This is a genomic window from Rhizobium sp. P28RR-XV, from assembly GCF_012641385.1.
Taxonomy (GTDB): Bacteria; Pseudomonadota; Alphaproteobacteria; order Rhizobiales; family Rhizobiaceae; genus Rhizobium.
The window spans coordinates 1-26,014 of sequence record NZ_JABAIG010000007.1; the positions used below are offsets into that span (position 1 = coordinate 1).

Below are 26,014 nucleotides of genomic sequence, written 5' to 3' on the forward strand. Positions count from 1 at the left end.
GACCAACAAGCCGCACCTGCAATTTAGGAGCATCTTCATCCATGATTTGGTGTCCACCTATTTTTTGGTGGACACTTCATGCCTCAGAGCGCTGCGCCTCAAAAGGCGCACCGAAATTCGCGCTTACGTCTGACTAATAAACGTCGACACTGAAAAGGCGCCTTCCGACGCAAAAGCCATAACTGATTTTCCTCCGTGCTGGCGTATTTCGCCAAGCGGATAAAGCGCTCCTTCCAAAATCCATCCTGTCTCCTCGGCAAACTCTCGCCTGGCGGCAACATCGGCTTCTTCGTTATCGAAGAGTTCTCCCTTCGGAATTTGCCACGCGCCGATATCACGCTTCTGCCAGTAGGGACCGCCCGGATGAACTAACAGAACCTCGAGCTCGCTCCGATCGACACGATAGGCTAAGATGCCTGCGCTCTTCTGTACCATCGGGGACTTCCCTTGCCGCTCGTGGTTCCTGCGTTCTTGAAACGACTTTCCGACGGAATCGCTAAGTCATGATCGAGAAATTGACCTTCATCCAAGTTCGTCTTCGGCGCGAGATCTAGCCTCCCGGAAGAGGCTACACCGCGGACACGCCGCTCATGCGCCGCAGCGCTGCATCGTAATGTCGCTATCCTTGCCCTTATAAGGGCGAAATCCTTGGCGCACGGGATCGTCTGCGATGAGCGCTTCGAATGAGCTAACTCCTGGTTTATCGAAGGCGACAGCTTTGATGATGGACGAGTCGATAACCATCAGGTTGGCAGTCCCGTCGTAGGCACGAATCTCATCGGCGCTCCGTGTGTCGAGAATGGGCAGACATCTCCAGCGACGACGGCTTGCCGCAAGGTCCTCGAGCAGCGCTGCCCTTTGGACTTCCAAGTTAACGCGATGCAAGCGTTCAATGAGCGTCATGCGCGTTGCAACGGTAATACTTCCTGCGCGGCGGCAATCACGGTGAGATTCGTCTCATCCTAATCGCCGCGCTATAACTTCCGCCGTACCGCGCCGAGAGCGCGCACCAACCGTTCCGTTTCTGGGTCTTTGATGCTCGAAGCCATGTTGGTTCCTTTTTACCTCAATAGGTGTTTCTATCAATACAGCTGCTCAAGGACAGGCTGCTACTTCTTTTAGCGGTCTCCTGGAGCGCTATAGCGCAGTTTCTGAAGCTCCCCTCCTCCAAACATGGAAGCAGTGTTGAGCTCTCGCCGAACAAGGTGATGTCTTGCGACCTTTGACCTTCAACCGGATTACCACCTACCAATTTTGTACGGATATTGTCGATTTCCAATTCTTGGTAAATCCTCGGATGACATGAGGTGACGAAGATCGTTCCGTCTTGAATGATGACTTCTTTGAATTGATGGCTCCGCATGAAAATCGACCGCCTGTCCAAATTCGATGATAATTCGACAATGACTGCAGATCTGGTCATTGTCGGAGGCGGACCGGCAGGACTGACAATTGCAACGCAATGCGCGAAGGCGGGCAGAAAGGTACTCGTCGTCGAAAGTGGCCTCGAGTTCGAAGATGCCGAGCATTCGGCACTCAATGAAGTCGAGAATGTCTGCGAGCTCCAATCGGAAGCGCAAATCCGCCGGCGGGTGGAATTTCATGGCCCACAAGCAGAGTTTTGGTCGAGCGAGGTCCAACCGTTCGGCGTCCGCTGCCGAGCGCTTGGGGGATCGACGCACGCATGGGCCGGTAAATCAGCACCCTTCGATGTTATGGATTTCAGGGCTCGTTCATGGGTTCCCTGTTCCGGCTGGCCGATGGATCGCAGCCAAATAGAACCCTACCTCCTGCGGGCAATGGAGGTGCTCAATCTCAGTCCAAGGGAGCCGCCGAGGCGCTTTGATACAGCGGAGGTTCATTCCTTTTATTGGCAGTTTGCACGCTCCCGCGTAGAACGGCTCGACATCATGCGCTTCGGAAGGGAGCTCATGACGAAACGGTCGGATCAGATACATGTTCTTCTGGATGCGACCGTGACGCGTATCGGGCTGAGCGCGGACGGATCACATTTTTCACACCTTGAGCTCGCGAACATGGCGGGAAAGCGTGCACGCATCACGGCCAGATTGTGTGTATTGGCCGCAGGCGGAATTGAAAATGCTAGATTACTGCTGACATCCAACGATGTGCACTCGAAGGGAATTGGCAACCATCGTGACCTGGTCGGGCGATATCTGATGGATCATCCCGGCGCTCGAATAGGCCGCATAGACGCCAGCCAAATGGCTCCACTGGCCAAGCTCTTCGGGTTCTTCGGGGCTCATCACAAAGGACGTGCACACATGTTCATGCACGGCCTGGCATTAACGCCACAGATACAGGAGCGCGAGCAATTACTGAATGCCGGGATCTACTTCGCCACGGAGCGCGCTCCGGATGACCCCTGGGACGCGCTGAAACGGTTGCTGCGCCGTGATGCGGATGTTCGTCGTGACCTATGCTCGGTTGCAAAAGGCTCCGGACTTATAGTCAAGGGGATCGGAATGAAGATTCTTTCAGACCATCGAACCCCGAAAATGCTCAAGGAGTTTATGATCAACTCTGCAATAAGACTGTCTCCAAACTTGGTGGCAGATGAATTTCAATGTCGGGGGCTTCCCCACAAGCTTACAGGTCTCCGGATCGAGGCAATCTGCGAACAAATTCCGAATGCCGACAGCCGCATCAGCCTCAGTACCAGGAGGGACCCTTTCGGAATGCCGCTTGCCAAAGTCGATTGGCGCATCAATGATATCGAGCGCCAGACGCTCCTCAGGATTGCGGAAATATCCGCTGCATCCCTTTTGAGCGCCGGTCTGCCCGTACCCAAGCTCGAAGATTGGGCAGTCGAGCGGCGACCACAAGACATCGTCATCATCGACATGGCACATACGCTCGGTACGACACGCATGTCTGTCGACGCAAAGACAGGCGTCGTCGACGAGAATTGCAGGCTCCACGACGTGCACAATCTTTATGTCGCCGGCGGATCGGTGTTTCCCACCAGCGGCCATGCGAATCCTACATTGATGATCCTTGCTCTCGCGACCCGGTTGGCTGATCACCTGAACCAGAAGCTGGCTGCCGGCTAAGCGACTATGCCTATGCGGTAATCACCATACCAATCGCTCCCCACGCCCATGATGGCTGTCGTGATCCAGCTCAGAATTATGATCCATCCCTGGGGGCGGTCAAAGGTTGCGCCATTTATCCTCAAGCCAACCTCGCCCTATGGAACACGCATCGTAAACAAGACTGCAGCGCAAACAAGCGGTGATAATGTCAACCATTTCAGGAACACAACGTAACGATGAAAGGGGACGAAAACCTGGAGCAGCAAGGCCGCGATCATTATGAAGATCGTCATCTTATGGCGGTTGACGCCAATAACCAGTTCCGCGACTTCGCGCATGGCCGCGACGTCGGAGCCAATGTTCAGAATATTCACGGGATGCCATACGCTTTCTTCTCTGTCCGGCCGAGCGATTTTCGTTCTTTCGATCGATCCGCAGCTGGGGCAGTGCGAGTCGGTCTCATAATGTTCCAAATGTGGATCATCGTCGTCCTCGCCCAATATTCGGCTTTGCGTTGGATCAACAAGCGTCAGAGGGCTTGTGTGCCGTTCGGGCGGTCCTTAGCTTTCTTATAGGCACGTCAAGCGAATTTACGCTTCTTTGATGGCGATCAATGCCCAGACGGACGACGCGATCCATCCTTGCGAGTAGTCTCAGCCTGTCATGCATTCTGGAAAAAATACAGGGTGCTATATCGGAGGAAGAGCAAATGCCCAATAATCCTTTCGCCAAACGAAACGAGGAAGCGCTCCTCGCTGCCGCGGGTTATGCGCCGATGCACAGCGACCATTGCGATTTGCGCCTTACGCGCCTGGACGAGGCGCGATGGCAGATCAACGTAATTTCTCCCCGAGCTGAGGCATGGATACGCGAGACCTTACTATCTCCCCTGGCTCAATGCTTCGCCGGCAATATCGTCGTTGACCTGATGAGTGCCGATCGGCTTCTCAAGGAAGCGCATTCCAGGGGGCTGCGGACAGAATTCACCTGCCGCTCGGGCACCGACATATTTTAAGGAGATCGCAATGTACGCACGGATTATCTGCGCAATCGGACTTGGATCGCGCGAGCGCGCCGAGCATCTTCTGCGAACGTCGTAATCATTATTGGCGCCAGAAGGCGAATTGACGGTTATATTGTCGAGCGCTTCCCCGCTGAGCAGAAATGTCCCGACAGCTGGGCAATTTCGGTGATTGGCGAGGCGGAGGAAAGGCTCAGCACACTTTGCAAAAATCTCGGCATACCGGCTTTCGTTCATGTACGATCCGGTTCCGCGTCGCGAACGCTATTGAAGATCGCCGAGGAAAGAGAGGCGGATTTGATCGTCGTCGCTGCCCACGCCTCGGATATATTCGACCACATCTTCGGCTCGACCGTCGACCATATCGTACGCCACGCCCGATCTTCCGTGCTAATCGACCGAATCGGCGTAAGTCACATCGCTTCAGGCCAGCGCAACGAGAAGAATTGAAAGCCAAGTCAGGAAAAACTGCCAAGAGCGACCAAATCCGCTGCACCATTCTGTTGATCGTGATCAGGGCAACACTAACCAGGCCAGATATGCTTTCGCCAATCACCTGCCAGATATCCGCGGAATGTGGCGTCGACAAAAGTGAGGAGTAAACGATGCTTATCCATGCGGTCATGACATCGCCTGTAATATCCGTTTGCTTGAAACGCCGATCGCTGAAACCGCGATGATAGTGCTCGACAATCGTATCAGCTGCCTTCCGATCATCAACGACATCCGCGATCTGGTTGGCATTTATCAGTTAGGGTGACTTCGTCAGGAGCGCCGAACTGCAAACACAACGCAAGCACTCATGGCTAGCCGATCTCCTCACCGGCTCCGGAATGTTGGCGGATGAATATGCCCAGACGCACGGCTGCACGGTCGGAACGGTTGTGAGCTGCGATGTCTTAATGGTCGCGCCGACGACAATGCTCGACGAAGCGGTCGATCTCATGGAAGATGGCACGTTAAAAGTCTCCCGTACTGTCACGAGCTATACTGGTGGGGATTGCATCTCGCTCCGATCTTCTGAAGACACTCATCGGTAAGCACCCATTCATACGGGCATCGGATAGCGTAGATGGGGAATATCGAAGCAGCAATCACAAGTGAATTGGCTGCGCAGAACTGGGGGCGGAGTAGCCCTATACATGTAAACGTTGTAGACGGGAAGTCGAGCTTTCCGACGGAATACTCGATGAGCGAGAACGACTCGCGGCAAGGCTCGCCGCCGAAAACACTCGCGGCGTGCGCGCCGTCTCAGATCTGCTCATCCATATCGATCCTCTTACTGGCGTCGGCATGATTTAAGTCTGTAGCACGCCGCCTCGCCATGCTAGCGGAGGCTATCCGACTGATCGCGTCTCAACTGCGATCAGATCGGCGGCCACATCGGCTCCTTGCTGTGCGAGATATATGGCAATATCGGCGCCGGTTCCCCGCGCAGGCCAGACAGGGCCACTGGGTCGATCATGGCGACACGGCCGACACCAGCTCTGTATCGAAGATGAAGAGCTCATGACCGAGCTTTTCGATCATGTCAGCCCACAGGACCTGCGCTTCTGTTTTCTATCAGCCCTCAAACATGTTTGCCGAAAGCAGATTACCGACCTGATCGGTGCAGACGCCGTAGAAAGCTATCTCGCATTCGCCGGCGATAGCATCAGCTCGTTGCGGCCGTCGTGTTGGCATGTGATCATTAAAGAAGCACGGCGAAGTCACCGTGCGCTGCGATTTCAAGGGTCATGACCTTGGTTGGGAACCTCCGGACCTGATGGTGAAGCAAGACAGACAGCAGGGCTTAGAAAAAAGGCGAGTCGAGCGAAGACAGAAGTAACTATGACGCCATCGAATTGGAGGAGAACATGGGCTTCAGAGCTGAAGCATGCCGGGATGATCCCTCTTGTCGAAAGAGCTGACCGCATGATTTGCAAACGGAAAGCGGATATGTCCGCATCGGATTTTTTGAACCCGCATTTCCCAACCCGCTTGAGTGTTAAGAGGCATTGCGCGTGTCGGAGAATTGCGGCGGTCGAATAGCGAGCGGTGAGGGAATCTTCAATCTAGCTACGGCGCCACGCGACCCGTGGATTTGATAGTTAAGACGATCCTTGTTGCTGCGACAATGGGACGTCTCACAAGAACTGTCCCGATCGAACTTGGAGCGCCAAGCTATCACATTCATTGCGACACAACTGCGCCCCACTTTACCGGACAGCCAACGCAATGCTAGTGATGGCGATTGGCTATTACAGTCCTGCTGTCATCTGCGTCGTTATCGTCTTCATATTCTCCCGCCTGGTACGCAAGACCGGTCCTGTTGAGGATCTTGATACCGTGACGGCCGTATACGCTGATGATTCCCTTGCTGGACAATTTCGTCACCGTTCGGGACACTGTTTCGATCGTCAGTCCCAGATAATCGGCAATATCCAACCGCGTCATGGGCAGCATGACCACGCCACGCAAACCACCGTGAGCTTCATCGGATCGTAATTGGTGCAGAAGAAAACTAGCAAGTCGTTCTTCAGCGCTTTTGCAAGATAACAGCACCATTTGATCTTGCGCCGCGGCAACCTCGTCACAAACCCGCGAAAATACCAGGGGGCGAAGCTGCGGGGACGCGACGAGTTCCTCCTCGAACGACCGCTTGGTCACCCGTCGGAAAGCCACTTCATCGATCGCCTCGGCGCTGTAGAGATATCGGTTCTTGAATGAAACGCCCACGGCATCACCGCTTCTCAGGAAACCGGTGATGACGCGACGGCCGTCCGATAGCAACCGACAAATCCGAAGGTGTCCTTCAACAAGCGAAAAGACGTGTTTCGCAGGATCACGTTCAAAGAATAGAATTTGCCCCGAGTGCGCGTGCTCCAGAGGTTGTTTGCAAAATATGCCGTTGAAATCAGCTAGTTCCGTCGCGACGGACGCGTCGGCTCTTGCGTCACGAACCAGATGCAGATTGCTCGTCAGCATGCCCGTTACTCCTCTGTATCGATGAAGAGCAATTGACGATTTTCGCGTGACAGGAAAACGCCAGACATGTGCTATTTGGTGCGACTTTGTAACTGAGTGTAACAGCATCAGATCAGTCGTCCAGCGATTGAACAAGGGCCGGCTTGAGGAAATGCATTACGCCGTGATCCCAGCGATCGCAGTAGGAAAGGTCATCAAGCCGATCGAGCGCATCGGATGACCAGGTCCAGATGCGCAGGGAATCGCAACGCTGAACGATCGCGCGGCGTTTAATTTCCAGGAAAAGCAATTCCGCTATCGCTTTTTCATCCGTGACACTGCCGACAATCAAGATCGGAACATCGAGCAGCTTTTGCGCAATCGGATGCATACGCACAGACGAAAACGTCAATCCACGAATGTAACCGGCCCCATCGCTCACCACCATCGTCGTATAGCCACGCCCGACGATGGCTTGCCAGCGTTCGGCGCTGAACTCCGGGCCAAAGACCCGGATAAAGGCTAAAGCTTGGTCAACCTGAACTCCCCTCAATGGATTGAGTGCGTAGCCATCTTTCATCGGCCTCACCTCATGATTGCTCCACCAGTGAATAATGGAAGCCACTAACTGCGACTTGCGTCATTGCGTCAGATCAATGTTGGGCCCGCTCATTACGGCAGACTTGAAATGTAACGTCAGTTTGATCTGGGATGGAGATTTCGATGGATAAATTCATGCGGGCAGCGATCGCAAGGGAATTCGGTGGACCGTTGACGATCGAACAAGTGCCGGTGCCACAGCCGGGCGCTGGCGAGATTCTCGTCAAGGTTAAAGCCTGCGGCGTCTGTCACACGGATCTGCACGCCGCCGATGGTGATTGGCCGGTACGCCCCGAGTTGCCCTTTATACCGGGACACGAGGTCGCCGGCGTGGTTGCCGCGATTGGACCAGGTGTCAGAAATTTAAAGGAAGGCGACCGTGTCGGTGTCGCATGGCTGCACGACGCTTGTCTCCAATGCGAATATTGCGAAACGGGATGGGAAACACTGTGCGGCCATCAGCACAACACCGGCTATAGCTGCGATGGCGGGTTTGCCGATTATGTCATTGCCAACGCGTCCTTTGCGGCCCAACTTCCCGGTCACATCGACTTCACCGAAATAGCGCCCATTTTGTGCGCCGGCGTCACAACCTATAAGGGATTGAAGGAGACGGAAGCAAAACCCGGCGAATGGGTCGCCATCTCTGGCGTCGGTGGTCTCGGGCATGTCGCAATCCAGTATGCCAAGGCAATGGGATTGAAAGTCATTGCTCTCGATATCGTACCGTCGAAGCTCAATCTCGCGCGCATGGCCGGAGCCGATATCGCCATCAACGCCGCCGTGCCGGATGTGGTCTCGGAGGTGATGAAGGTTACCAATGGCGGCGCCCACGGCGTCCTTGTAACGGCAGTCTCTCCAATGGCGTTTTCTCAGGCCTTATCGTTGGTTCGCAAGAAAGGGACCATCAGCCTGGTCGGCCTGCCACCTGGCCAGTTCGCCGCGCCGATCTTCGACGTGGTCCTTAAACGCATCACGGTCCGCGGGTCGATCGTTGGAACACGTCGAGATCTCGATGAGGCGATAGCTTTTGCCGCCGATCGCAAAGTCAAGGTCGCCGTGCACCGTGTCCCGCTCGAGGACATCAATCAGGTGTTCAGCGATCTGAAACATGGGCGCATCGATGGGCGAGTCGTCCTGGATATGACCATGGAGGCAGCAACGCAAAAGATCCCAATTGAACCGCTCTATGCTTGACGAGCAGAAGTCTTCTTTGGCGCATCGGTAGCAATATCGTGTCCTAGCCTCGCTAAAGGAGCGCTCCAGGCGCAATCCTTCCTGCATCGGCGAGGCGCTGGCTTAGCGCGGCCACCCAATTGAACGATTTCATGGTTATCGCCACGGTCGACGGCTTTTGTGCTGGCGGGAATGATTATCCTTTTTCTGGAACGTATACTGATCACTTAGCCCGACCCAGGAAAAATCGAGCTCAACCTGCGTCGCGACGTTTGCGGCTTTCCGGCCTGGCAATATCTGCCGGCGGCCGCAGTCGCGATCACGTTCGCGACGCCGGCTTCCTGGGAATGTCGTGGAAAAAGACATCGCCGCGTTCTGGCAAACTGCGCTGGCTCTGCCTTTTTGCAGGCCTTGACCAAGGTCAAGGCATCGCGGCGGCAGCGATCCGATCATGGTAGTTGATTAACCGCTTTCATCTTGATCCAAAAATGATACGGCTCATGACATTCAAATCTATTCTGGTTCGTTTGGATATCGAGGCACGCGCAGAAGGACGTATAGGCTTCGCACTTCAGCTGGCGGGCAGAATCGATGCCGAACTGACCTGTCCCTGCTTTGCCGATCCCACATTCGCACTCGCTATGGGGCGCAGCGCAGCTTTAGTTGTCAATATCATGCGCCGGGACGCGGCCGCCATTGAAGCTCGACAGCGGGATTTGCATGAACAGATCATACAAAATGCTCCATTCCGAACGCACGTCGAATGGTTCGCTGAATCACCGACCCGACAACGACGATCATCAAGCGAGCCCGCTGTGCCGATTTCGTGGTGCTTTTTCGCCTCGACAAGGGGCATGCATGCGACAGTCACCGAACCACAGATCAGGGTGCCGTCTTGCTATCCGCCGGCCGCCCTTTGCTGATTCCCTCTCCGACAATGAATGCTTTGGTGCCACGTACGGTCGTGGTTGCCTGGAAAGATACCAGGGAAACGAGACGGTCGATAGCTGACGCGATACCTTCGCCTCAGCAAGCCGAAGATGTCGTACTGTTGACCGTTCGGGAGACAGATTACGACAATGATCCTGCCGAGGATATCATGCACTATCTCATTCGGTATAATGTTCGAGCGCGACGCCTGATTGAACCACTGCGGCTAGGAAGCACCGGCGAAGCGATCATCGATATTGCAACAGAACTTCAAGCTGATCTGATCGTTGCCGGCGGTTACGGGCATAGTCGCTTCAGGGAGTGGATATTCGGCGGTGCCACGCAGCATCTGCTTCAGCATTGCCCGCAGCATCTGCTTCTGTCGAATTGATACAATAGCTCCGTGCAAAGAGTTCGAAGCTGACCGCGATATTCGACGATGTGACCTCATCGTAATGACAAGTAGCGATTGATCGACACCAAATCGCTGAATCGGACCTGCCGAGAAGAGGTGACGCCGCAGCGTATAGGCACCTTCTTGTGCTCTGTTGGCGCGGCGGTGGCCCATGTGCAGCAAACTCCGGACGACCGCTCGCCCTGATTGTCGAAAAGGCTGCGATTTTCGGCATACCTCACGTTAGGTAGCCAGCGCCGATTTCACATCCGGCGGCACGACGACGATTTGGCTTGGTCCGACGGCAACTTTGCTGGCATCGCGGATCAAGGCATATTTGACCTGCGTTGCCTTCAGATCACGATACCAATCCACCAGCGCGCTCCACGGATCGGTCAACTTGGAAAGGCCGGACAAAAAGGCGACGACTGTGCCGATCTCGGTCTTTCCAGTTACGACATAGTAGCCTCCCAGAACGAAAATTCCGACATAACCCAGTTGGATCATCAGATTTATCATGAAATTCATGGTAAACTTCAGTTTATAGATGCTCATATTGGTGGAAAAGAGCGCCTGGATGCGCTGCGTCTGTGCAGCGGAGGCTTCGTCGGTTTCGACATGCTCCATCATGGCCTCGCTGATTTCACGCATTGCGCTAACCTTTGATCCAATCCGGCGATTGATTGCCGACTGCGTGAGGGGAACAAAGCCAAACTGTGGACAATAGACAACAGCGATGGCAAGTCCATCAATGGCTGGAGGAAAATGAGATAGCCGCCGACGGTAAGCAGGATTCCCACCTGCAGAAGAGGCTCGGAAATACTGGTGCCGACAAAGCCGCCCACAGGCTCTGCCTCGGCTAGGACGATTGAAAGCTGGATGCTTTCGGCGACGACCTCGACCGATGATCCGTTCTGATGCGCTGACGTCGCCAAGGTCCGCCCGCGCAGCCATCGAATTGCAGTCTCGGCGATCCAACCGCGATAAATATTGAGTATGAGTTTTATGGTACCCTCTGCAGCAACAAGACCGAGTTAGCCAAGCGCAAGCAGCAGAATGACACGATAAGCAGCGCCAGCCGTCGCGGCATTCACAATGCGCCTTTGCAGTTCCAGAGGTACGGCCTCGACAACGAAAAGCACAATGGAAATCACCGCGAGCGCAAATTGATGGCGTCGCCCCATTATCAAAATAAAGCCAAATAGGCTTTTGGGGCACTTTAGGCTCCTTGATCCGCTGATTGGCGCGACAGAGGGATATCAAACCAACTGCGATGCGCCAGCACTGGTTCCGTATTCGGGAGATCTATCAAGTGGCGATCAGCATTCCAAGGTAAGCTTACCAGCGGTTCGGCAGTCGCGAACGAAGGAGCGCTTCAAATATCAGCTTGACGCTGCAAGTGAGCCTCGATTTCATAGACAGGCAACTTTGTAAGATCCTTATTGACGACCGCCTTCATCGCGTTCATCGCGGCCACACTCATATATTTGCGCAGGAAGCCCAGGGTCCTTGGCGGTGCAACCAGCACGAAATTAGCAATGGCGCCGCCACTTACATACTCGTCAAGACGATCGGCGATTTTCGTGACGAATTCCTCCTCCGCCTTGCCATGAAGATCCGTGGACTCGACGGAGCTGCGCGCCCCACCTTCGGATGCATGAATCCGGCCCGGTCGATCAGTGCCTAAATCGTGCGTAGCCTTAGACGCCTCGTGGTAGACGTCGACCTCAACCAGGTTGAGGAACTGTCCATCACCGTCGTTGCGTAGGAAAAGCGCCCTGGCTCCGTCACAGACGATGACCCAGCATTTCTGGCCAATTTTGAATTCGCTCATACTCGATCTCCTTTACATGTGTCTTTTTTTGCCTGGATCGTATGTGGGAAACGAGCCAAGTGCCTTTGCTTTGCCGAGGCCCCATGGCTGCGAGACAAATGATGCGGCGGGAAAGAACACCAGGGTAGCGCAGATAAGGCTGATCCAAGCCACTCCATCCACCGTAGAAACGCCGATCATCCAAGGCGATAGGGCAAGCCATGCCGCCAACACGATCCGCTCCCATTCCAATGCAGCTCTATCCCGTACGGTAGCGCTGCAAAGCAACAACAGTCCCGTCAGTGCAAGATTGACGGTTGAAATCCCTAAGCCAGGCAGGTCTGGATAGAGAAAAATTAGCGCGAAGGATGCAACGACAAGTACAATGCCGATCATGTTTGTCATGTGGTCGCTTAGAGCGTGACTTGGCATGGCTGTCTCCGACGATTTGCGATAGCATATGAGGTACGCGAATTTGCGCATTGCGGCCGGTCGGTTCGGCGGCACGACGAGTAGCGGGATCGTTCAAGGCATCGACATGGCGACGCCGATGTAGGGGTCGATCCAGGTCAAGCAATCCTTGACAGCCTTTACTCCCGGGATATTTTCGGCAAGAACCTTAGCAGCTAGGCGCTCGCGCTCGTCAAAAATGGAACCTGAGAGTTCAGCTGTCCCGTCCTTGACATTCACATGGATGAAGCCGTTCTGGCTCCAGCTTCGCTTTCCAAGTTCAGCAATGATGAGCGCTTCAATCTCGGCATCGCTGTACGGCTTCGCTTTATCGGCAAGAATGTCGGCAAGAGCGCGCAGCAGGTCGGAACGCGTAACGATGCCGACGAGCTTTTCCCCATCGACGACCGGCAGCCGATTGATGCCGTCGCGTTCCATCATCTCGACGGCGTCACTGACCAGCGCTCGTGGCGAAATCGTCTTTGCCGGCGACGTCATCACTTCTCCGACCAGCCTGCCATGGGCATGCACATATTCATCCGCGAGCCGCCCCGGACTAACAAAAAACTCAAGAAAGGCCGAGCGTTGCCGTTCGGTATCGAGTTCGCCTCGCCGCAAGAAATCCCCTTCGCTGACAATGCCGACAATCGCGCTATTGTCGTCGACGACTGGAAGCCCGCTTATGTGATTGTCCAACAGCGCTTTCGCAGCCTGTGCGATCGATGAGGATGATCTCACCGTTATGGGTGTCCGTGTCATGATATCCTGAATGAGCATGTGTCTTCTCCATTTGAATTGAAGATGGACGTGAGGCCGGTCCGTATCATGCCATTTCCGCTTGAAACCCCACCGGTCGCTGTGGCTTGGACTGACATTCACCGAGCAACGCGTTCGAAGCCTGGTTAACCAATAATGCGGACATCCCGTTTGCGGGTTGATCGAGGTCAAACTCTTAAAGCAAATCTGGTCTCAATCGCTCTCGAGCGCACTTGAATAAGGGCGATGGCGACAAGGCGTCACGACCCACTGCGACCAAGCATCTCCACCTGGGCAAGCCATCGCGCTCTTCTTCGCTTGCTAGCTTGCTCGACCATCCCAAAATACGTTTGGCGGACGGGACGAATTCCTGCGAAATTCAGAATGCTTCGACGCAGGACATTTATACCATGCGCGCCAAACCAGAAGCGATAGACCGTCGCTGGCATCCCCATGGTGACGATAATTCGCGCCGTGCAGCCACCAAGCAGTTCTTTGGCTCCGCCATCTTGATATTGAAAGGCAAGGCCGGGTCGAAACAGCTGTTCCAGAAACGCCTTGAGAAGAGCCGGCATGGTGCCGAGCCATAGCGGAAAGACGAAAACAATGTGCTCTGCCCATTGGAGCGCCTCACCAGCAGGAATAAGAGATTGAGGCAAGGTGCCATTCTCAAACGCCTCGCGTGAACGCAGCAACGGAAAATCCAACTGTGAGATGTCCAACCGGCGCGGCATAAAACCCGCTTCGGCGGCTCCCGCCGCATAGGAATCGGCAAGAGCGCCGCAAAGATGCTTATCATGGCCGTTCGGATGCGCTTCAATGATCAGTATGTGTCGTGACAAGATCGCATCTCCTGCTTCCAAGCAAGAACGGTCGTGAAGGGAATGTCCATGCGCAGCAACCGCGTGCCCACACCTGGTCTAATCACCGTAGACTGATCTTTCGATCGACATTTATCATCTTCAGTTTTGCCGATCCGACCTTGATCTATCGCAATCCGCAAACTGCCCTCGTGTTCATAATTTTTGAGCGGCATCAATGCGCATTCATCTCCTTCTGTCGCATGGTTACATCACGAAGGAGCAACGCACATGGACAATCCGGTTGAGGCGCCAGCGCGACGAGACGTCATCTCCACGCTTTCAGGCAACAAAATCAAGAAGGGAAAGTCGGGATGGTTCTGGCTGGCGATAGCGGCCGTCTTCCTCGGTGGAGTTGCTCTCTTTTCGATATGGGAGCGCGCTCGACAGCCGCAACTGCCTTTATATGAGACGGTTATGCCCGATAGAGGCGATATCGCACGGCAGGTGATGGCAACGGGCACGGTCAATCCACAGCTGACGATCATCGTCGGTAGCTATGTGTCCGGACCGATTACGGAGATCCGCTGCGACTACAATACGATGGTCAAAGCCGGCCAGGTTTGCGCCACTATTGACGCCCGCCCCTACCAAACCATCGTCGATCAGGATAATGCCGATCTATTTGTGGCCATGGCCCAACTCAGAAAGGATCAGGCCAATGTGACTTACACTCAATTGAGCTATCAGCGTAACCTGCGGCTGAAGGATACGGATGCGGTCTCCCAAGACACGGTGGATGTTGCTAGAAACCTCGTGGATCAAGCAGCGGCGCAGGTCGGCGTCGACCAGGCCACGATCGAGCAGCGCAAGGCGGCGCTTTCAGCCGCCCGGATCAATCTTGATTATACAAATATCAAATCTCCGGTCGATGGCGTCGTGGTTTCGCGCAACGTGACGCAGGGGCAGACAGTGGCGGCAAGCTTCCAGACGCCGACGCTTTTCCTCATTGCCACTGATCTTACCAGAATGCAGGTTGATACCAACATCAGCGAAAGTGACATCGGCGGGCTCAAGAATGGCCAGGCGGCCACGTTTACGGTCGACGCGTTTCCAGATCGCGTCCTCAACGGCATCGTCACGCAAATCCGGCAATCACCGCAGACCGTTCAGAATGTCGTAACCTTTGACGCCGTGGTCACGATCGACAATGCGGATCTCCGCCTCAAACCTGGGATGACCGCCTCCCTCAATATTGTGACCGATCGGCAAAAGAATACATTGCGCGTTCCGAGCCAAGCCCTGCGCTTTGAACCAAAGGCATCTGTTCCACATCCCGCCGACGGCAAGTTCGATCATGTCTGGGTGGAACACGACGGCACCCTGAGGATGGTTCCGGTGAAAGCCGGGATCAGTGATGAATCCTACACAGCAATTGCCGATGGCGACCTGCACGCGGGGGATAAGGTTGTTGTCGGACAGCTTACTCCTGTGAATGCGTCGACAAGCTTTCGCTTCTTCAGATTCTAGGTACACCGTCATGAATTGCTCAGCCAATCCACCAATCATAGTCTTGAAGGATATTGCCAGGACGTTCACGGTTGGCGACGTGCAGATTTCGGCCGTTCAGGGCGTTACGCTGACGATAAACCGGGGCGAGTTTGTTGCGATCATAGGCTCTTCAGGCTCCGGAAAGTCGACGTTGATGTCGATTCTCGGCTGCCTTGACCAGCCTAGCGCTGGTCATTATTTGTTTGAGGGCCTAGATGTTGCCGAGCTCAGCGAGCCGGATCTGGCCACAATACGCAGCGACCGTCTCGGATTCGTTTTTCAAAGCTTCAACCTCTTGCCGCGCACGGGCGCCTTGGAGAACGTCTGTCTGCCACTTTATTATGCCGGCACAGGTTCTCTCACCAATACAGCCATGGTCGATCGCGCTCGCTTAGCGCTCGAAAGAATGGGCCTTGGCGATCGACAGTACAACACGCCCGGGCAATTGTCTGGCGGCCAGCAACAGCGGGTCGCCATCGCGCGCGCGTTGATCAATGCGCCGGGCCTGCTACTTGCAGATGAACCAACGGGCAATCTGGATACGAAGACCTCGCGGGAAATCATGGACATAATGGTGACCCTCAATCGTCGGGATGGCGTAACGATTGTGCTAGTTACCCATGAACAGGACATGGCCGCTTATGCCGATCGCATCATCACCATGCGTGATGGCAGGATCATTTCCGACGAGCGCAAACCGATGCCGCGGGCCGTTGAAGCCCTTGACATGCGGCATTTTCATCCGCCAGGCCAACCGGAAACCCGCTCCGGCTTCAAGACCGCCTTCTCCTTCGGCGTCATGGCGTTGGGTGCCGCTGCGCAGGCAATCATGCGCAACAAGATGCGCTCGCTACTGACAATGCTCGGTGTCTTCATAGGAGTGGCGGCGCTCATCGTGATGGTGGCGGTGGGTCAAGGAGCAAATATCGCGGTCATGAAACAGATCGAGAGCCTTGGAACGAACGTAGTCGTGGTAATACCGGGAGCGGTAACCGGTGGCGGTTTGCGAAGTGGTTTTGGCAGCGCCAGCACATTGACCGTTGCGGATGCGAGGTCACTCTCCAAAGAAGCGCCCATTGCAGATATCGGTTATCTCATTCGCCAACAGGGGCAGATCACCTATAACGGCAACAATTGGACCACCAGCATTCAAGGTGTCAGCGAATCCTACGCTACCATCACCAACTGGCATATCTCTGCGGGAGCCACGATCAACAAGGGAAACGAGCAGAATGAAGCTCTAGTCGCCGTCATCGGTCAAACGGTCGTTCATCAATTATTTGGAGCCGGCGAGAATCCCATAGGGGCGACGATCAGGATCAGAAACGTACCCATGCGCGTCATTGGGCTCTTGGCGCCGAAAGGCCAGTCGGCCATGGGTCAGGATCAGGATGATATCGTATTGATTCCATTTACCACAGCCGAGCGTCGCGTCCTGGGGGCAGCGGCGCCGCTCCAGGCGCAGACGCAGAGCAATTGGGCTTATTTGTCGGCGCCTAATCCCTATGGCTTGCAACCGCGCCTGACGGGCTTCGCCAATCTTCTGTTCGTGCAGGCGAGAAGCCCCGATCAGGTGAGCGAGGTCATAGCCGTCATCAATGCGGTCCTCATGCGGCGCCACAACATCAGGACGATCGAAGGCAAGGATTTCGACGTTCGCAATCTCAGCCAGTTTGCCGAAACCGCTAAGAGCAGCAGCCGCATAATGGCACTGCTTCTTGCAGCCGTCGCCTCGATTTCTCTGCTTGTGGGCGGCATAGGCATCATGAATATTCTCCTGGTGTCCGTAACCGAGCGCACCCGGGAAATCGGGCTTCGAATGGCGATTGGAGCCAGGCGTCTACATATCCTGCTGCAGTTTCTGGCCGAGGCGATCTTTCTCAGTGTTACGGGTGGCCTTGCGGGAATCGGCATGGGGATCGGCATATCGTTGGTCATCTCACAGGTTTCGAATTGGCCAGCATCCTTGTCGGTTGTCGCAATTGCCGGCGGGTTTCTCTTCTCGGTGGTGGTTGGCGTCTTTTTCGGCTATTATCCCGCCCACAAGGCCGCCAACCTCAATCCCATTGAGGCCCTCAGATATGAATAGCGGTTAAAGTCCCTGTGCGTTGCAAGTTCAAGCAAAAACGAAATGCAATAGGCGGCGGACCAGCGACCAGTTTTTAGGCAGGATCTAAACACCGAGGAGAGGGAAATGCAAAGTCGGCGTTGGCAAGATCACACAATATTCGTTCTCGGCCTATGGTTGATCGTAACACCCTGGAGCCTTGGAGCATATGGCTCCGATTCCCTTCCTGCGGGAGCCGCAGCATGGAGTTTCTTTTTCTGCGGCTTATTCGTTGCCACCTTCGGAGGACTTGCATATGCGTCCCATTATGTCTGGGAAGATAGGCTGGATGTTCTGCTCGGTCTCTGGCTTATCGTTTCTCCATGGATCTTGCAATTTACTGATCGCGTATTGCTAACCTGGAATGCGCTGCTTGCGGGGTTGCTACTGACGATCCTGGCAATTTGGGTTCTTTGGAGAAAACATCTGACGGATATCTCAGGACAGAAATGAAATGTCTGACTTCGGATTTTCTCATTAAATGACAGAAAACTTGCCAATTCATCGGTAGCGGACGAGAGACAAGCATTGTTGCCAGAACATTCGAGTTATTGGTTAAAGGTTTTGGTACCGCGCCTTGGCTTTTTATAAAACATATATAGTGCCAGTACCGAATGATGGAGCATTTTTTGCTCGAACACGATTGTATTGAATATGTTTCCTAACAGATTTCGTTTTCTCATGGTTCATGAAACTCCAATTCGTTGCTTACCTATCAACGAACTAGGCAATGTCGAATTCCATTGATAGAGTTCAGCAAGTCCATCTTTTCTTGAAAAAGATCGCTTTTAGGCTGGATAAATGGCACTGCTATTACCGTAGCTATCATGATAACGGGAATGATCATTAAAAAATGATAGAGCACAAACCAGCGCAAACTGTCATGTAAGCACATCATATTCTTAGCCTTGAGATCTTCATTTTTATTGCCCAAACATCCGCATTTCACGGTCTTCGAAGAATTTCCATATACTTGACTACCGATTTCATACGACGACAAATATAATTTCTGTCGTCTACGATCACATTGCTCAGCATCAATTGCATCAGTTCCTGCGCGAAATTGACGACTTCATCCGCTAGAACTCGCGGCGCATAATCGGAAACGGTGGCTTCTGCCAGGCCAATGGTCTCGTTCTTGAGAAATCGAGAGGAGCGGTTTGACGACGATCAATGCCGAAAAGGTGCTTATCTATTTCACTATCAATGCCGGCAAGACGCACGATGTCCGTTGCCGGCAATCGTGGCGACTAGGCTGATCGCCACCTCACTTTTTTCACCAAGAGGAGAATAGAAATGGCCGATACCGCAACTAAGCTGCCTATAAAAGCCGATGAAAAGACTCTCACGGCCCAGGACCAGGGATGGTTCCCCTTCGAAAATCTGAGAAGGGAGGTTGATCGCCTGTTCGATGACTTTACGCCGACATCTTGGCATCGCCCTTTCGGGCGCCTGTCTCAAGCCAAGTCGTTTTCGATCATCACAGCACCGGCCGTCGATGTGATCGAGAAGGAAAATGCCTATGAAATAACGGCGGAATTGCCGGGTATCGACGCCAAGAACGTCGATGTAAAGCTTTCCAACAGTACTCTTTCCATCAAAGGCGAAAAAGAGGAAACGAAGGAAGAAAAGGAAAAGGAATATTTCCTGTCGGAGCGCCGCTTCGGCTCGTTTCAGCGAAATTTCCAGCTTCCGGAAGGTATTGACGCCGCAAAAATCGAAGCATCCTTTGCTAACGGCGTATTGACCATCGTACTGCCCAAAACTGCAGAGGCACGCAAAGGCGAGCGCAAGATTGCCATCAAGGCTTCCTGATTGAATCGGCCGCGGCAACACTTACAGCAGGCAAGATGATCGGTCTTGCCTGTTTATTTTTCGGATTGTTCGGTTCGTTTGAAGATTAATCGTCTCGTTGAATCGCTCAGACGGGTAGACTTCCCGATCCGGCTTGACCGATCAAAAGCGAATGGCGCCTGCAGAAGCTCAAGACCCGCAGGCGCTCAACGGTGAAGCGTGAGCTTGGAAAATCAACCGATTGTCAGGTGGTTTTCGACGGCAATCACCCCAGGCACCGACCAGACCGCCCGCTCGGCTGCGCTGCGTTCGCTCCATGCATGCACGGCACCTTCCAAGGCAACTCGCCCCTCTATGATATCGACCCGAATGCGGTCAGCCTCTACCTCCGCGTTGCGTCGCAAGGCGCCTTCAATTCGGCCTTTGATATCCGCAATCATTGAGCTGGGCCGAATGCTAAGGAGATTTGAGACACCTGTTACGCCGCCTAGCTTCTTGACCGCGTTCTCCGCCGCCAGACGCTGGAAATGCCAAGGCACCTCACCCGAAAGCGTCACCCAGCCGCGCTGAACCTTGACATCGATAAGACCGTCTGGCAACGCCGTGTCCCATTCGATAATGTCGAGCGCTCTCGATGCGATCTCATCATCGGCGTGCAGTTTTCGTCCCGCATAGCGCACCTCGATTTCCTCGGCGATGGCGCGCACACCGCGCACGCGCTTGGCGGCGCTTTCCGCCGCCGACTTTTCCGCATAGCTGCCAACGTGGCCAGAAAGGGTGACCACGCTGTTCGTGACCGCGACACCGATATTGGCGGCATCTATGCTGGGCTCAAATTGCAGTTCGTCCATAACGTCCTGTCGCAAGGAAAGATCGTTCATTGCACTTCTCCGATTGGCTGGAAACAACTTGAGGCGGACCTCAAAGGTATGATTGCTTTTTCGTGGATCGTGTCATTGCGCTCAATCAATCAAACGGCATGCGCCTGTGGGACGGGAACATAGTCGCCATCCGGCAGCGACAGCTGAACCTGCCGGAGACCTACGTTCCCAGATGAGGCCGTTATCGCAAAACCTACTTTGCGACAGAAATTCAGCATCTTGAAATCGTCGGACAGGACCAACCACGGATCTATCGGCTGTGTCGACAATATCTCGACCACATCCATACCCTTGATGACCAGGGTCTTGCAGAGGACCCCTTTTATCGGACGCCTTGGCCTTCTGCCGTGCCAACATCGCACCGCATCCCGAAGCAGCCGCTTTTTCATGTCGCTGCTGCTGGTCCAGATACTCATTGCTGTCAATCAATAGCATATGGAACGGTTCGGTCACGGCCAGCAACGTGACTTCGGCGTTCATTTCGTCGGCAAGCGATGTTGCCTGTGTGGCCGCATGCGACGCCATCTTGGAGCCATCGGTTGGAACCAATATATGCTTGAAGGTCGGCATCGCCCGCTGGATTGGCGCAAAGCCTTTTGGCGAGTGATGGAGGTCTTCTAATGACCCCAGAATATGGGCAGCTTTGCCGTTTCAAGCATCGATCGCGTGACGCCGCCGAAAATGAATTCGCGGAGGCGGGAATGACCGTAAGCTCCCATGACCATCAGATCGGCACCTACATCGGTTGCATGTTGGTGAAGCATCGTCGCGACACCTCGACCTTCACTTGGAAGGGCGTCCACCACGACCGAAACTCCATGCCGCGCAAGATAGGCAGCAATATCGGCTCCGGGTTCTTCCCCGCTAGAAATCGCAGTCCCGACAGGATCGATCATGGTCACGTGGACTTCTCTTGCGGCCCGCAGCAGAGGCAAGGCCTGCTGGACAGCATGAGCGGCCTCCATCCGGGAATTCCACGCTATCAATACAGATTGAGGTGCCAAAGTCGCAGCTCGATCGGCTGGGTTGACAAGCAGCGGTGCTGGAGACTGGAACAGCGCACCATCCATGATGCGCTTTGCAAATTGCGGATCCGCAGCCGCTTTCGGGCCGATCAACACGAGATCGGCATAGAGTGCGCGCTGAGCGATATCCTCCCCTGCCCAGGCATATTCCGCATAGACATCCTGAACATCGTAAGACAAGCCTGATCGTTTGAGGCTATCCTTGGCGACCTCCGCCTGGCCAACCAGCTTTGAGATGTCGCCTTCACGCTCCTCCAACCAGGCGGCCGAGACAACCTCGCCAAAGCCACCGATCGGAGGTGGCGCAGCCATCGCCACTACCAGAATCGAAAGATGTGCTTCCACGGTTTCACTCAGAGCAATTGCTTGTCTGAGGTCTTCTTCCAGATGATTTACCCCGACCGGGGCGAGGATGGTTTTGTAGCGCATTGCCATATCTCCACATTCGAGCATCCATATTGGCTGTCGATCATGCAGTCCCTGCTGAATTTCGCCTTGATCGATATCAATTTTGCAGTTCGCCGATGCCACCGGGCATATGGCCATTGCGACAGATTGATCCAAGGCAATGCAAACAGCTGCGGGCAGATGGAATCTCTTTTCGGACATCAATATTAACTGGAAGGAAACCATGATGTTTCGAGCAATAATCGTTTCTCTGGCCGCATTCACAATCGTTTGTGCCAATCCCAATGCAGGGTCGAACGCGGGAGGCGATCAGCAGAAGGAAAGCCCAAGGAAGACGGGAAAGAAGCCGCGGCTCGGATATGACGACCCCTATATCCCCCCGACCAAAGGCCACGGATTTTGATTTCGCGGCAGGGATGAGGCTCCGACAGCTATCTTGAAGGATTGAACCGTCCTCGATCTTGATGACGGTCAGGAGACTCGGGCCTCCCGGCGCAACAGCCAGATACCAGGCACCATCGGCAGCCAGAAAGTGAGGCCGCGTAGCACCAATGTGGCGGCGAGGGCTGCCTCGATCTGGACACCAAAAAGATGCAACAGGGCTACGCATGTACCCTCGAATGAGCCTAATCCAAGCGGCAAGGGCGCAAGCGTCGCAACGACCGATGCAAGAATAAAGCTGACAAAGGCATCGGTTGGAGCGACCTCGACTGCAATTGCGCGCAGTGCCAGCCAAAGTGTCATGGCGTCAAGCATGAAGATAAACGTCTGGAGGCTCACCGCGCGCAGAATAACCATGCTGTCACCGACAACATCTCGTCTTATCGACTGCATCACATCTGCAAGCCGTTTTACCGAGGGCCAGCCCCGTATTGATTTGGGAATGAAGTTGCCACGTGACCGAACGAGAAAAAGCAGCAGCGCAGCGATAAGGATAATAACCAGGACGAATATTGCGCCGAGGTAAACCCAGCCATTGCTTAACCCAACTTGCCACCACAACAATGCGAAGCCCAAAAGTGCCACAAGCAGGTAGGCAACATAATATGAAAGCGCGGCGGTCAGAAGCGCCGTGGCCGCAATCGCGTCCGGAACAGCTCGCCGACGCAGGCCATGCATGACGACGACGCTGCCGCTAATTCCGCCCGTCGGCATGGCCTGATTTGCGAAGAGTTCCATGAGTGCTAGACCGAAAAGGTCACGCATTCTCCTTTGAACACCCACGCGTCCCAACACATTTGCCCAGATAGCAGCGGCGCATGCATAAGTTCCAATTTGTGACAGGAACGCTGCCATAAGCCAAACCGGATCGGCCGAAACCAGGACCGAAATAAAGAGCTCGATATCACCGCGACGCAGCACTAGAACGACAAGAGCCGCAAGCAGTAGGATGCCTGTAAGCCAGCTGGCCGCGATAGCGAATTTGCTTCGTTGACCATCCAACGATACCAGCTCATAGACCAGTTTTCCGGGCGACCCGTCTTCCGGCTGATCCGTCATTGCGCACTCCTATGGCAGTTGGACCAGAGCGCCTTCAAACGCGGCAGCACCGTGCCTTTCGTCGCTCTTTCGCCGCAGAGGCTTGAAATCGGCAGGCGTAATCGTTTCGCGTTCGAGAAGAAGCCTTGCTCCGGCGCGCAGATCATCGACATGTGCCGACAAGATGCCTTTGGCGGCCGCATAGGCTGTGTCGATCATGGTACGTACTTCGAGATCAACTTCGCGAGCGGTCGCCTCGGAATAATCCCGCTCGTGCGTTTCCGCACGATCCTGGGCCAACCATTCTAAGCGCTGTGGCTCGAGCACTGCCTGACCAACGGGACTCATTCCGAAACGAGTGATGCACTGCCGGGCGATGTCAGTCGCCTTTGCAAGGTCGTCGGCAGCGCCGGTCGAAACTTCGGCAAAAACTATCTCTTCTGCGGCCCGGCCAGCTAGTAGTGCAACCATTCGCTCATTCAGTTCGCTCGCGGTGATCAGAAAGCGATCCTCTGTTGGGCGCTGCAGAGTATAGCCCAAGGCGCCGATCGAACGCGGAATGATAGAAACCTTCTGAACAGGATCCGTCTTTTCCAGCAATGTCGCGGCCAAAGCATGTCCCATTTCGTGATAGGCGATACGTTCCCGTTCCTTGGGGTTCAAAAGACGGCTACGCCGTTCGGAGCCTGCGATGATGCGCTCCACAGCTTGTATAAAGTCCACCAGGGTCACGCCGCGGCCAGAGGGTCGACACGATTGCTGATAAATTCCGATTTGCCGGCCCGGGGCTGTTTAAAGACGCCTTCAATCATCGTTTCGGTTAACGTGACCGACTGTATCTTGCCCTCAGCAACCATCCGCATAAGATCGCTATAGGCGATTTCCTCGACATTGCGCGCGGCAAGCCAAAACTGCAGAAGGCCTATCAACAAGAAGGCCATCAAAACATATTCAATATTGAATTTGTGCTTGCGTTCCATCTCGTTCTCCGCCGGCGACAACTCATTGTCAATCTTCACTGTGGCGAACAAGATCATCTTCTGGGGACGATCACGCCGGTCAAGCACTCTTAAGCTTGAGAAAGCCCGGATGTGAAATGGGGCTGTCCATAGTGTCAGGTATGATTCACGTCGAGTGTGATCTCAAATATCTTCGGCGATGCAGGAAAGGGCGGGCTCGTCGCTCGCCATGCGACGCAGAATTTCATCCACGAGCTCGGTTGGCCGACGGGCTGCATTCAGCTTGATCCAGTCGATCGGAATCAGCTTCCTCGAAAGCTGGTCGGCCAATATGTCGACCGTCGCATCCGATACACTATCCCCTCGCGCCTCGATGCGTTGCCATAGCAGCGCCGGGTCGGCTTCCAACCAGAAACCCGAAAATGCGCAGCCCTTCTCTTTCGCCGCCCACTCGAGCAGCTTGCGATTCTCGACCTTGTCGAATACGGCGTCGGCGACGACTGCGCCGTCCTGGGCGAGAATGAGCCGGCTACGCCATGATATTTCGCGATATACCCGAACGGACACCTCCGGATGATAGGCGCTCTGGGGCAATCGGGTTTCCGGCGGCACATCGTACAGCGACTTGCGAATGCGATCGCTCTCGATGATGCGTGCTCCAGGCGGAAGGCCGATGCGTGGTGCCAACGTTTCAGCAAGCGTCGACTTTCCCGATCCACTAAGTCCGCCGATGGCAACAAGGCTAGACTGAGGCGACTGAAGAAGACTTCCCGCGAGCGCAAAGTAGGATCGCGCCTCCGATGCGAGTTCCGACGCGTGGATGCCGCCCCCCTCCGCTTGCGTGGCAACCACATGGGCCCGTACGGCTGCCCGCATGCCCATAAAGAACGGAAGCGTGGCAAAACCGTTGTCGTCTCCGGTTTCGTCCAGGTATCGATTCATGACAAGATTGGCAAATTCGGCATCGCCACGATGCCAGAGATCCATCAGGAGAAACGCCAGGTCATACAGCACATCGCTAGTGGCGATCTCTTCGCTGAACTCGATGCAATCGAACAAGCATGGGCGACCATCGCGCAGAAAAATATTGCGCAAGTGCAGATCGCCGTGGCAGCGTCTAACTCTTCCCGCCATTGCCCGCTTGTCCAATGATCCGCCAAGGGCGGCGAGCCGCTTGTTGAAGGAAGCGGTCAGTTCGGCAACCTCCGTCGGCGTGAAAACGTGACTGGTGGCAAAGCCGGCTTCATTGATCTTGAGAACAGCTTGCACATATTCAGTTCCGCCACGATCTCGGATAATCGGCGCCTGACGGTGAAATTCTACGATTGCGCCGGCAAGTGCCGTCATCATCTGAGGAGTCAATCCGCCGGATTGGGCGACATAATCAAGCAGGAGCGATTGATCGAAGCGCTTCATCTCGACGACGGTCTCGATCGTCGGTCCCGCGCCACCAATTGCGAACGTACCGTCTGCGGCCTGCGTAATCGCGCGCACACCGAGGTAGAGGCCAGGCGCTGTCGGACCATTGAGCTCAACCTCTTTCACACAGGCCGCCCGTCTTTTGTCGCTGGTGGAAAAATCGACGTAAGGCAATTTGACAGCCCGCTTCATCTTATAGGCGCGGTCTCCCGATAGGAAAATGCGGGATATATGCGTTTCCATCGTCTGCACAGGCTGACCGTCCCGGGAAAGAATGCTTTCCAGAAAGGATATGACCTTGGCTTGGTCTTCGGCGATCATCGGTCTGTCCTGAGTGTCGTTTCGGTCAACCATATCTGGCGCCAACTGGTGTCACCGACATTGATGCGTATCAATGAAAAGGTCTTCATATCGGATAGCTGTTCTTCCAATAGTAATAACCGGAGTAT

The 26,014-nt window shown here is 54.6% G+C and carries 28 protein-coding genes; 11 read left to right on the top strand and 17 right to left on the bottom strand.

What is annotated here, in order from left to right:
- Positions 1-123: 123 nt before the first annotated feature.
- Entirely contained in the window at positions 124-435 is a 312-nt protein-coding gene (locus tag HGP12_RS15670; RefSeq protein WP_168879173.1) for an NUDIX domain-containing protein, read from the bottom strand.
- Between the two features lie 153 nt (positions 436-588).
- Positions 589-903, bottom strand: a complete 315-nt coding sequence (locus HGP12_RS34790) for a hypothetical protein (protein WP_409527215.1) — start codon at positions 901-903, stop codon at positions 589-591.
- Between the two features lie 458 nt (positions 904-1,361).
- Between HGP12_RS34790 and HGP12_RS15680 the strand changes: the two genes are divergently transcribed.
- Together HGP12_RS15680 and HGP12_RS15685 are read left to right on the top strand one after the other, a co-directional pair.
- A complete protein-coding gene (locus tag HGP12_RS15680) occupies positions 1,362-3,074 on the top strand; it encodes a GMC oxidoreductase (protein WP_168879174.1) in 1,713 nt (570 codons plus the stop codon).
- Positions 3,075-3,292: 218 nt separating this feature from the next.
- Complete coding sequence (locus tag HGP12_RS15685; RefSeq protein WP_168879175.1) at positions 3,293-3,631, top strand: hypothetical protein; 339 nt, start codon at positions 3,293-3,295, stop codon at positions 3,629-3,631.
- 305 nt (positions 3,632-3,936) lie between these two features.
- Here the strand turns inward: HGP12_RS15685 and HGP12_RS34070 are convergent, their stop codons facing one another.
- The gene (locus HGP12_RS34070) at positions 3,937-4,314 is read right to left on the bottom strand and encodes a hypothetical protein (RefSeq protein WP_246703461.1); all 378 of its coding nucleotides are present in this window, start codon (positions 4,312-4,314) and stop codon (positions 3,937-3,939) included.
- Between HGP12_RS34070 and HGP12_RS34075 the strand changes: the two genes are divergently transcribed.
- Together HGP12_RS34075 and HGP12_RS15700 are read left to right on the top strand one after the other, a co-directional pair.
- Positions 4,246-4,527 (top strand): universal stress protein, encoded by a 282-nt coding sequence (locus HGP12_RS34075; protein WP_312862898.1) that lies wholly within the window; start codon positions 4,246-4,248, stop codon positions 4,525-4,527. The two genes, HGP12_RS34070 and HGP12_RS34075, sit on opposite strands and share 69 nt — an antisense overlap.
- A 1,059-nt stretch (positions 4,528-5,586) precedes the next feature.
- The gene (locus tag HGP12_RS15700; RefSeq protein ID WP_168879177.1) at positions 5,587-5,817 is read left to right on the top strand and encodes a hypothetical protein; all 231 of its coding nucleotides are present in this window, start codon (positions 5,587-5,589) and stop codon (positions 5,815-5,817) included.
- A gap of 480 nt (positions 5,818-6,297) precedes the next feature.
- On the opposite strand, the gene HGP12_RS15705 is transcribed toward HGP12_RS15700, so the two are convergent.
- Complete coding sequence (locus tag HGP12_RS15705; protein ID WP_168879178.1) at positions 6,298-7,044, bottom strand: helix-turn-helix domain-containing protein; 747 nt, start codon at positions 7,042-7,044, stop codon at positions 6,298-6,300.
- Positions 7,045-7,156: 112 nt separating this feature from the next.
- Positions 7,157-7,603 carry a hypothetical protein gene (locus HGP12_RS15710; protein WP_168879179.1) on the bottom strand — a complete coding sequence of 149 codons (447 nt, stop codon included), beginning with the start codon at positions 7,601-7,603 and terminating at the stop codon, positions 7,157-7,159.
- A gap of 131 nt (positions 7,604-7,734) precedes the next feature.
- Here HGP12_RS15710 and adhP point away from each other — a divergent pair, with 131 nt between their 5' ends.
- From adhP to HGP12_RS34085, 3 genes are all read left to right on the top strand, one after another.
- Positions 7,735-8,820, top strand: a complete 1,086-nt coding sequence (gene adhP / locus HGP12_RS15715; protein WP_168879180.1) for an alcohol dehydrogenase AdhP — start codon at positions 7,735-7,737, stop codon at positions 8,818-8,820.
- A 479-nt stretch (positions 8,821-9,299) separates the two neighbouring features.
- A complete protein-coding gene (locus HGP12_RS34080) occupies positions 9,300-9,722 on the top strand; it encodes a hypothetical protein (protein ID WP_246703421.1) in 423 nt (140 codons plus the stop codon).
- 128 nt (positions 9,723-9,850) lie between these two features.
- Positions 9,851-10,120, top strand: a complete 270-nt coding sequence (locus HGP12_RS34085) for a universal stress protein (protein WP_246703422.1) — start codon at positions 9,851-9,853, stop codon at positions 10,118-10,120.
- A gap of 246 nt (positions 10,121-10,366) precedes the next feature.
- On the opposite strand, the gene HGP12_RS34795 is transcribed toward HGP12_RS34085, so the two are convergent.
- The 5 genes from HGP12_RS34795 to HGP12_RS15745 all read right to left on the bottom strand — a co-directional run bounded on the left by HGP12_RS34795 (position 10,367) and on the right by HGP12_RS15745 (position 13,984).
- On the bottom strand, positions 10,367-10,774 hold the full coding sequence (locus HGP12_RS34795; protein ID WP_409527216.1) for a hypothetical protein: 408 nt from the start codon (positions 10,772-10,774) through the stop codon (positions 10,367-10,369).
- Positions 10,775-11,498: 724 nt separating this feature from the next.
- The gene (locus tag HGP12_RS15730; RefSeq protein ID WP_168879181.1) at positions 11,499-11,957 is read right to left on the bottom strand and encodes a host attachment protein; all 459 of its coding nucleotides are present in this window, start codon (positions 11,955-11,957) and stop codon (positions 11,499-11,501) included.
- 12 nt (positions 11,958-11,969) lie between these two features.
- A complete protein-coding gene (locus HGP12_RS15735; protein ID WP_168879182.1) occupies positions 11,970-12,341 on the bottom strand; it encodes an SPW repeat protein in 372 nt (123 codons plus the stop codon).
- Positions 12,342-12,461: 120 nt separating this feature from the next.
- Complete coding sequence (locus HGP12_RS15740) at positions 12,462-13,163, bottom strand: CBS domain-containing protein (RefSeq protein WP_168879457.1); 702 nt, start codon at positions 13,161-13,163, stop codon at positions 12,462-12,464.
- 239 nt (positions 13,164-13,402) lie between these two features.
- Positions 13,403-13,984 carry an NAD(P)H-dependent oxidoreductase gene (locus tag HGP12_RS15745; RefSeq protein ID WP_168879183.1) on the bottom strand — a complete coding sequence of 194 codons (582 nt, stop codon included), beginning with the start codon at positions 13,982-13,984 and terminating at the stop codon, positions 13,403-13,405.
- 249 nt (positions 13,985-14,233) lie between these two features.
- On the opposite strand from HGP12_RS15745, the gene HGP12_RS15750 reads away from it, so the two are divergent.
- From HGP12_RS15750 to HGP12_RS15765, 4 genes are all read left to right on the top strand, one after another.
- Entirely contained in the window at positions 14,234-15,472 is a 1,239-nt protein-coding gene (locus HGP12_RS15750; RefSeq protein WP_246703423.1) for an efflux RND transporter periplasmic adaptor subunit, read from the top strand.
- A 10-nt stretch (positions 15,473-15,482) separates the two neighbouring features.
- Positions 15,483-17,582, top strand: a complete 2,100-nt coding sequence (locus tag HGP12_RS15755) for an ABC transporter permease (RefSeq protein ID WP_205926487.1) — start codon at positions 15,483-15,485, stop codon at positions 17,580-17,582.
- A gap of 105 nt (positions 17,583-17,687) precedes the next feature.
- The gene (locus HGP12_RS15760) at positions 17,688-18,053 is read left to right on the top strand and encodes an SPW repeat protein (protein WP_168879185.1); all 366 of its coding nucleotides are present in this window, start codon (positions 17,688-17,690) and stop codon (positions 18,051-18,053) included.
- 843 nt (positions 18,054-18,896) lie between these two features.
- Complete coding sequence (locus tag HGP12_RS15765) at positions 18,897-19,415, top strand: Hsp20/alpha crystallin family protein (RefSeq protein ID WP_168879186.1); 519 nt, start codon at positions 18,897-18,899, stop codon at positions 19,413-19,415.
- Between the two features lie 212 nt (positions 19,416-19,627).
- Here the strand turns inward: HGP12_RS15765 and HGP12_RS15770 are convergent, their stop codons facing one another.
- From HGP12_RS15770 to HGP12_RS15800, 7 genes are all read right to left on the bottom strand, one after another.
- Positions 19,628-20,275 carry a BON domain-containing protein gene (locus HGP12_RS15770; protein ID WP_168879187.1) on the bottom strand — a complete coding sequence of 216 codons (648 nt, stop codon included), beginning with the start codon at positions 20,273-20,275 and terminating at the stop codon, positions 19,628-19,630.
- 81 nt (positions 20,276-20,356) lie between these two features.
- A complete protein-coding gene (locus HGP12_RS15775) occupies positions 20,357-20,845 on the bottom strand; it encodes a universal stress protein (RefSeq protein ID WP_168879188.1) in 489 nt (162 codons plus the stop codon).
- 47 nt (positions 20,846-20,892) lie between these two features.
- Positions 20,893-21,987 carry a universal stress protein gene (locus HGP12_RS15780; RefSeq protein WP_312862899.1) on the bottom strand — a complete coding sequence of 365 codons (1,095 nt, stop codon included), beginning with the start codon at positions 21,985-21,987 and terminating at the stop codon, positions 20,893-20,895.
- A 192-nt stretch (positions 21,988-22,179) separates the two neighbouring features.
- Positions 22,180-23,208, bottom strand: a complete 1,029-nt coding sequence (locus HGP12_RS15785) for a lysylphosphatidylglycerol synthase transmembrane domain-containing protein (protein WP_168879189.1) — start codon at positions 23,206-23,208, stop codon at positions 22,180-22,182.
- 9 nt (positions 23,209-23,217) lie between these two features.
- Positions 23,218-23,919: a hypothetical protein gene (locus HGP12_RS15790; RefSeq protein ID WP_409527217.1), complete on the bottom strand. Its 702-nt coding sequence runs from the start codon at positions 23,917-23,919 to the stop codon at positions 23,218-23,220.
- Positions 23,916-24,167 carry an ATP-dependent metallopeptidase FtsH/Yme1/Tma family protein gene (locus HGP12_RS15795; RefSeq protein WP_168879190.1) on the bottom strand — a complete coding sequence of 84 codons (252 nt, stop codon included), beginning with the start codon at positions 24,165-24,167 and terminating at the stop codon, positions 23,916-23,918. Before HGP12_RS15795 ends, HGP12_RS15790 begins: the two co-directional genes overlap by 4 nt.
- Positions 24,168-24,329: 162 nt before the next feature.
- Positions 24,330-25,886, bottom strand: coding sequence for an AAA family ATPase (locus HGP12_RS15800; RefSeq protein WP_168879191.1), 1,557 nt, complete (start codon positions 25,884-25,886; stop codon positions 24,330-24,332).
- Positions 25,887-26,014 lie beyond the last annotated feature (128 nt).

Excerpts from the sequence above, each read along its gene's own strand:
- HGP12_RS15670 (WP_168879173.1), bottom strand. The coding sequence starts at position 435 with ATGGTACAGAAGAGCGCAGGCATCTTAGCCTATCGTGTCGATCGGAGC.
- HGP12_RS34790 (WP_409527215.1), bottom strand. The coding sequence starts at position 903 with ATGACGCTCATTGAACGCTTGCATCGCGTTAACTTGGAAGTCCAAAGG.
- HGP12_RS15680 (WP_168879174.1), top strand. The coding sequence starts at position 1,362 with ATGAAAATCGACCGCCTGTCCAAATTCGATGATAATTCGACAATGACT.
- HGP12_RS15685 (WP_168879175.1), top strand. The coding sequence starts at position 3,293 with ATGAAAGGGGACGAAAACCTGGAGCAGCAAGGCCGCGATCATTATGAA.
- HGP12_RS34070 (WP_246703461.1), bottom strand. The coding sequence starts at position 4,314 with ATGAACGAAAGCCGGTATGCCGAGATTTTTGCAAAGTGTGCTGAGCCT.
- HGP12_RS15700 (WP_168879177.1), top strand. The coding sequence starts at position 5,587 with ATGACCGAGCTTTTCGATCATGTCAGCCCACAGGACCTGCGCTTCTGT.
- HGP12_RS15705 (WP_168879178.1), bottom strand. The coding sequence starts at position 7,044 with ATGCTGACGAGCAATCTGCATCTGGTTCGTGACGCAAGAGCCGACGCG.
- HGP12_RS15710 (WP_168879179.1), bottom strand. The coding sequence starts at position 7,603 with ATGAAAGATGGCTACGCACTCAATCCATTGAGGGGAGTTCAGGTTGAC.
- adhP (WP_168879180.1), top strand. The coding sequence starts at position 7,735 with ATGGAGATTTCGATGGATAAATTCATGCGGGCAGCGATCGCAAGGGAA.
- HGP12_RS34080 (WP_246703421.1), top strand. The coding sequence starts at position 9,300 with ATGACATTCAAATCTATTCTGGTTCGTTTGGATATCGAGGCACGCGCA.
- HGP12_RS34795 (WP_409527216.1), bottom strand. The coding sequence starts at position 10,774 with ATGCGTGAAATCAGCGAGGCCATGATGGAGCATGTCGAAACCGACGAA.
- HGP12_RS15730 (WP_168879181.1), bottom strand. The coding sequence starts at position 11,957 with ATGAGCGAATTCAAAATTGGCCAGAAATGCTGGGTCATCGTCTGTGAC.
- HGP12_RS15735 (WP_168879182.1), bottom strand. The coding sequence starts at position 12,341 with ATGACAAACATGATCGGCATTGTACTTGTCGTTGCATCCTTCGCGCTA.
- HGP12_RS15740 (WP_168879457.1), bottom strand. The coding sequence starts at position 13,163 with ATGCTCATTCAGGATATCATGACACGGACACCCATAACGGTGAGATCA.
- HGP12_RS15750 (WP_246703423.1), top strand. The coding sequence starts at position 14,234 with ATGGACAATCCGGTTGAGGCGCCAGCGCGACGAGACGTCATCTCCACG.
- HGP12_RS15755 (WP_205926487.1), top strand. The coding sequence starts at position 15,483 with ATGAATTGCTCAGCCAATCCACCAATCATAGTCTTGAAGGATATTGCC.
- HGP12_RS15760 (WP_168879185.1), top strand. The coding sequence starts at position 17,688 with ATGCAAAGTCGGCGTTGGCAAGATCACACAATATTCGTTCTCGGCCTA.
- HGP12_RS15765 (WP_168879186.1), top strand. The coding sequence starts at position 18,897 with ATGGCCGATACCGCAACTAAGCTGCCTATAAAAGCCGATGAAAAGACT.
- HGP12_RS15770 (WP_168879187.1), bottom strand. The coding sequence starts at position 20,275 with ATGAACGATCTTTCCTTGCGACAGGACGTTATGGACGAACTGCAATTT.
- HGP12_RS15775 (WP_168879188.1), bottom strand. The coding sequence starts at position 20,845 with ATGCCGACCTTCAAGCATATATTGGTTCCAACCGATGGCTCCAAGATG.
- HGP12_RS15785 (WP_168879189.1), bottom strand. The coding sequence starts at position 23,208 with ATGACGGATCAGCCGGAAGACGGGTCGCCCGGAAAACTGGTCTATGAG.
- HGP12_RS15795 (WP_168879190.1), bottom strand. The coding sequence starts at position 24,167 with ATGGAACGCAAGCACAAATTCAATATTGAATATGTTTTGATGGCCTTC.
- HGP12_RS15800 (WP_168879191.1), bottom strand. The coding sequence starts at position 25,886 with ATGATCGCCGAAGACCAAGCCAAGGTCATATCCTTTCTGGAAAGCATT.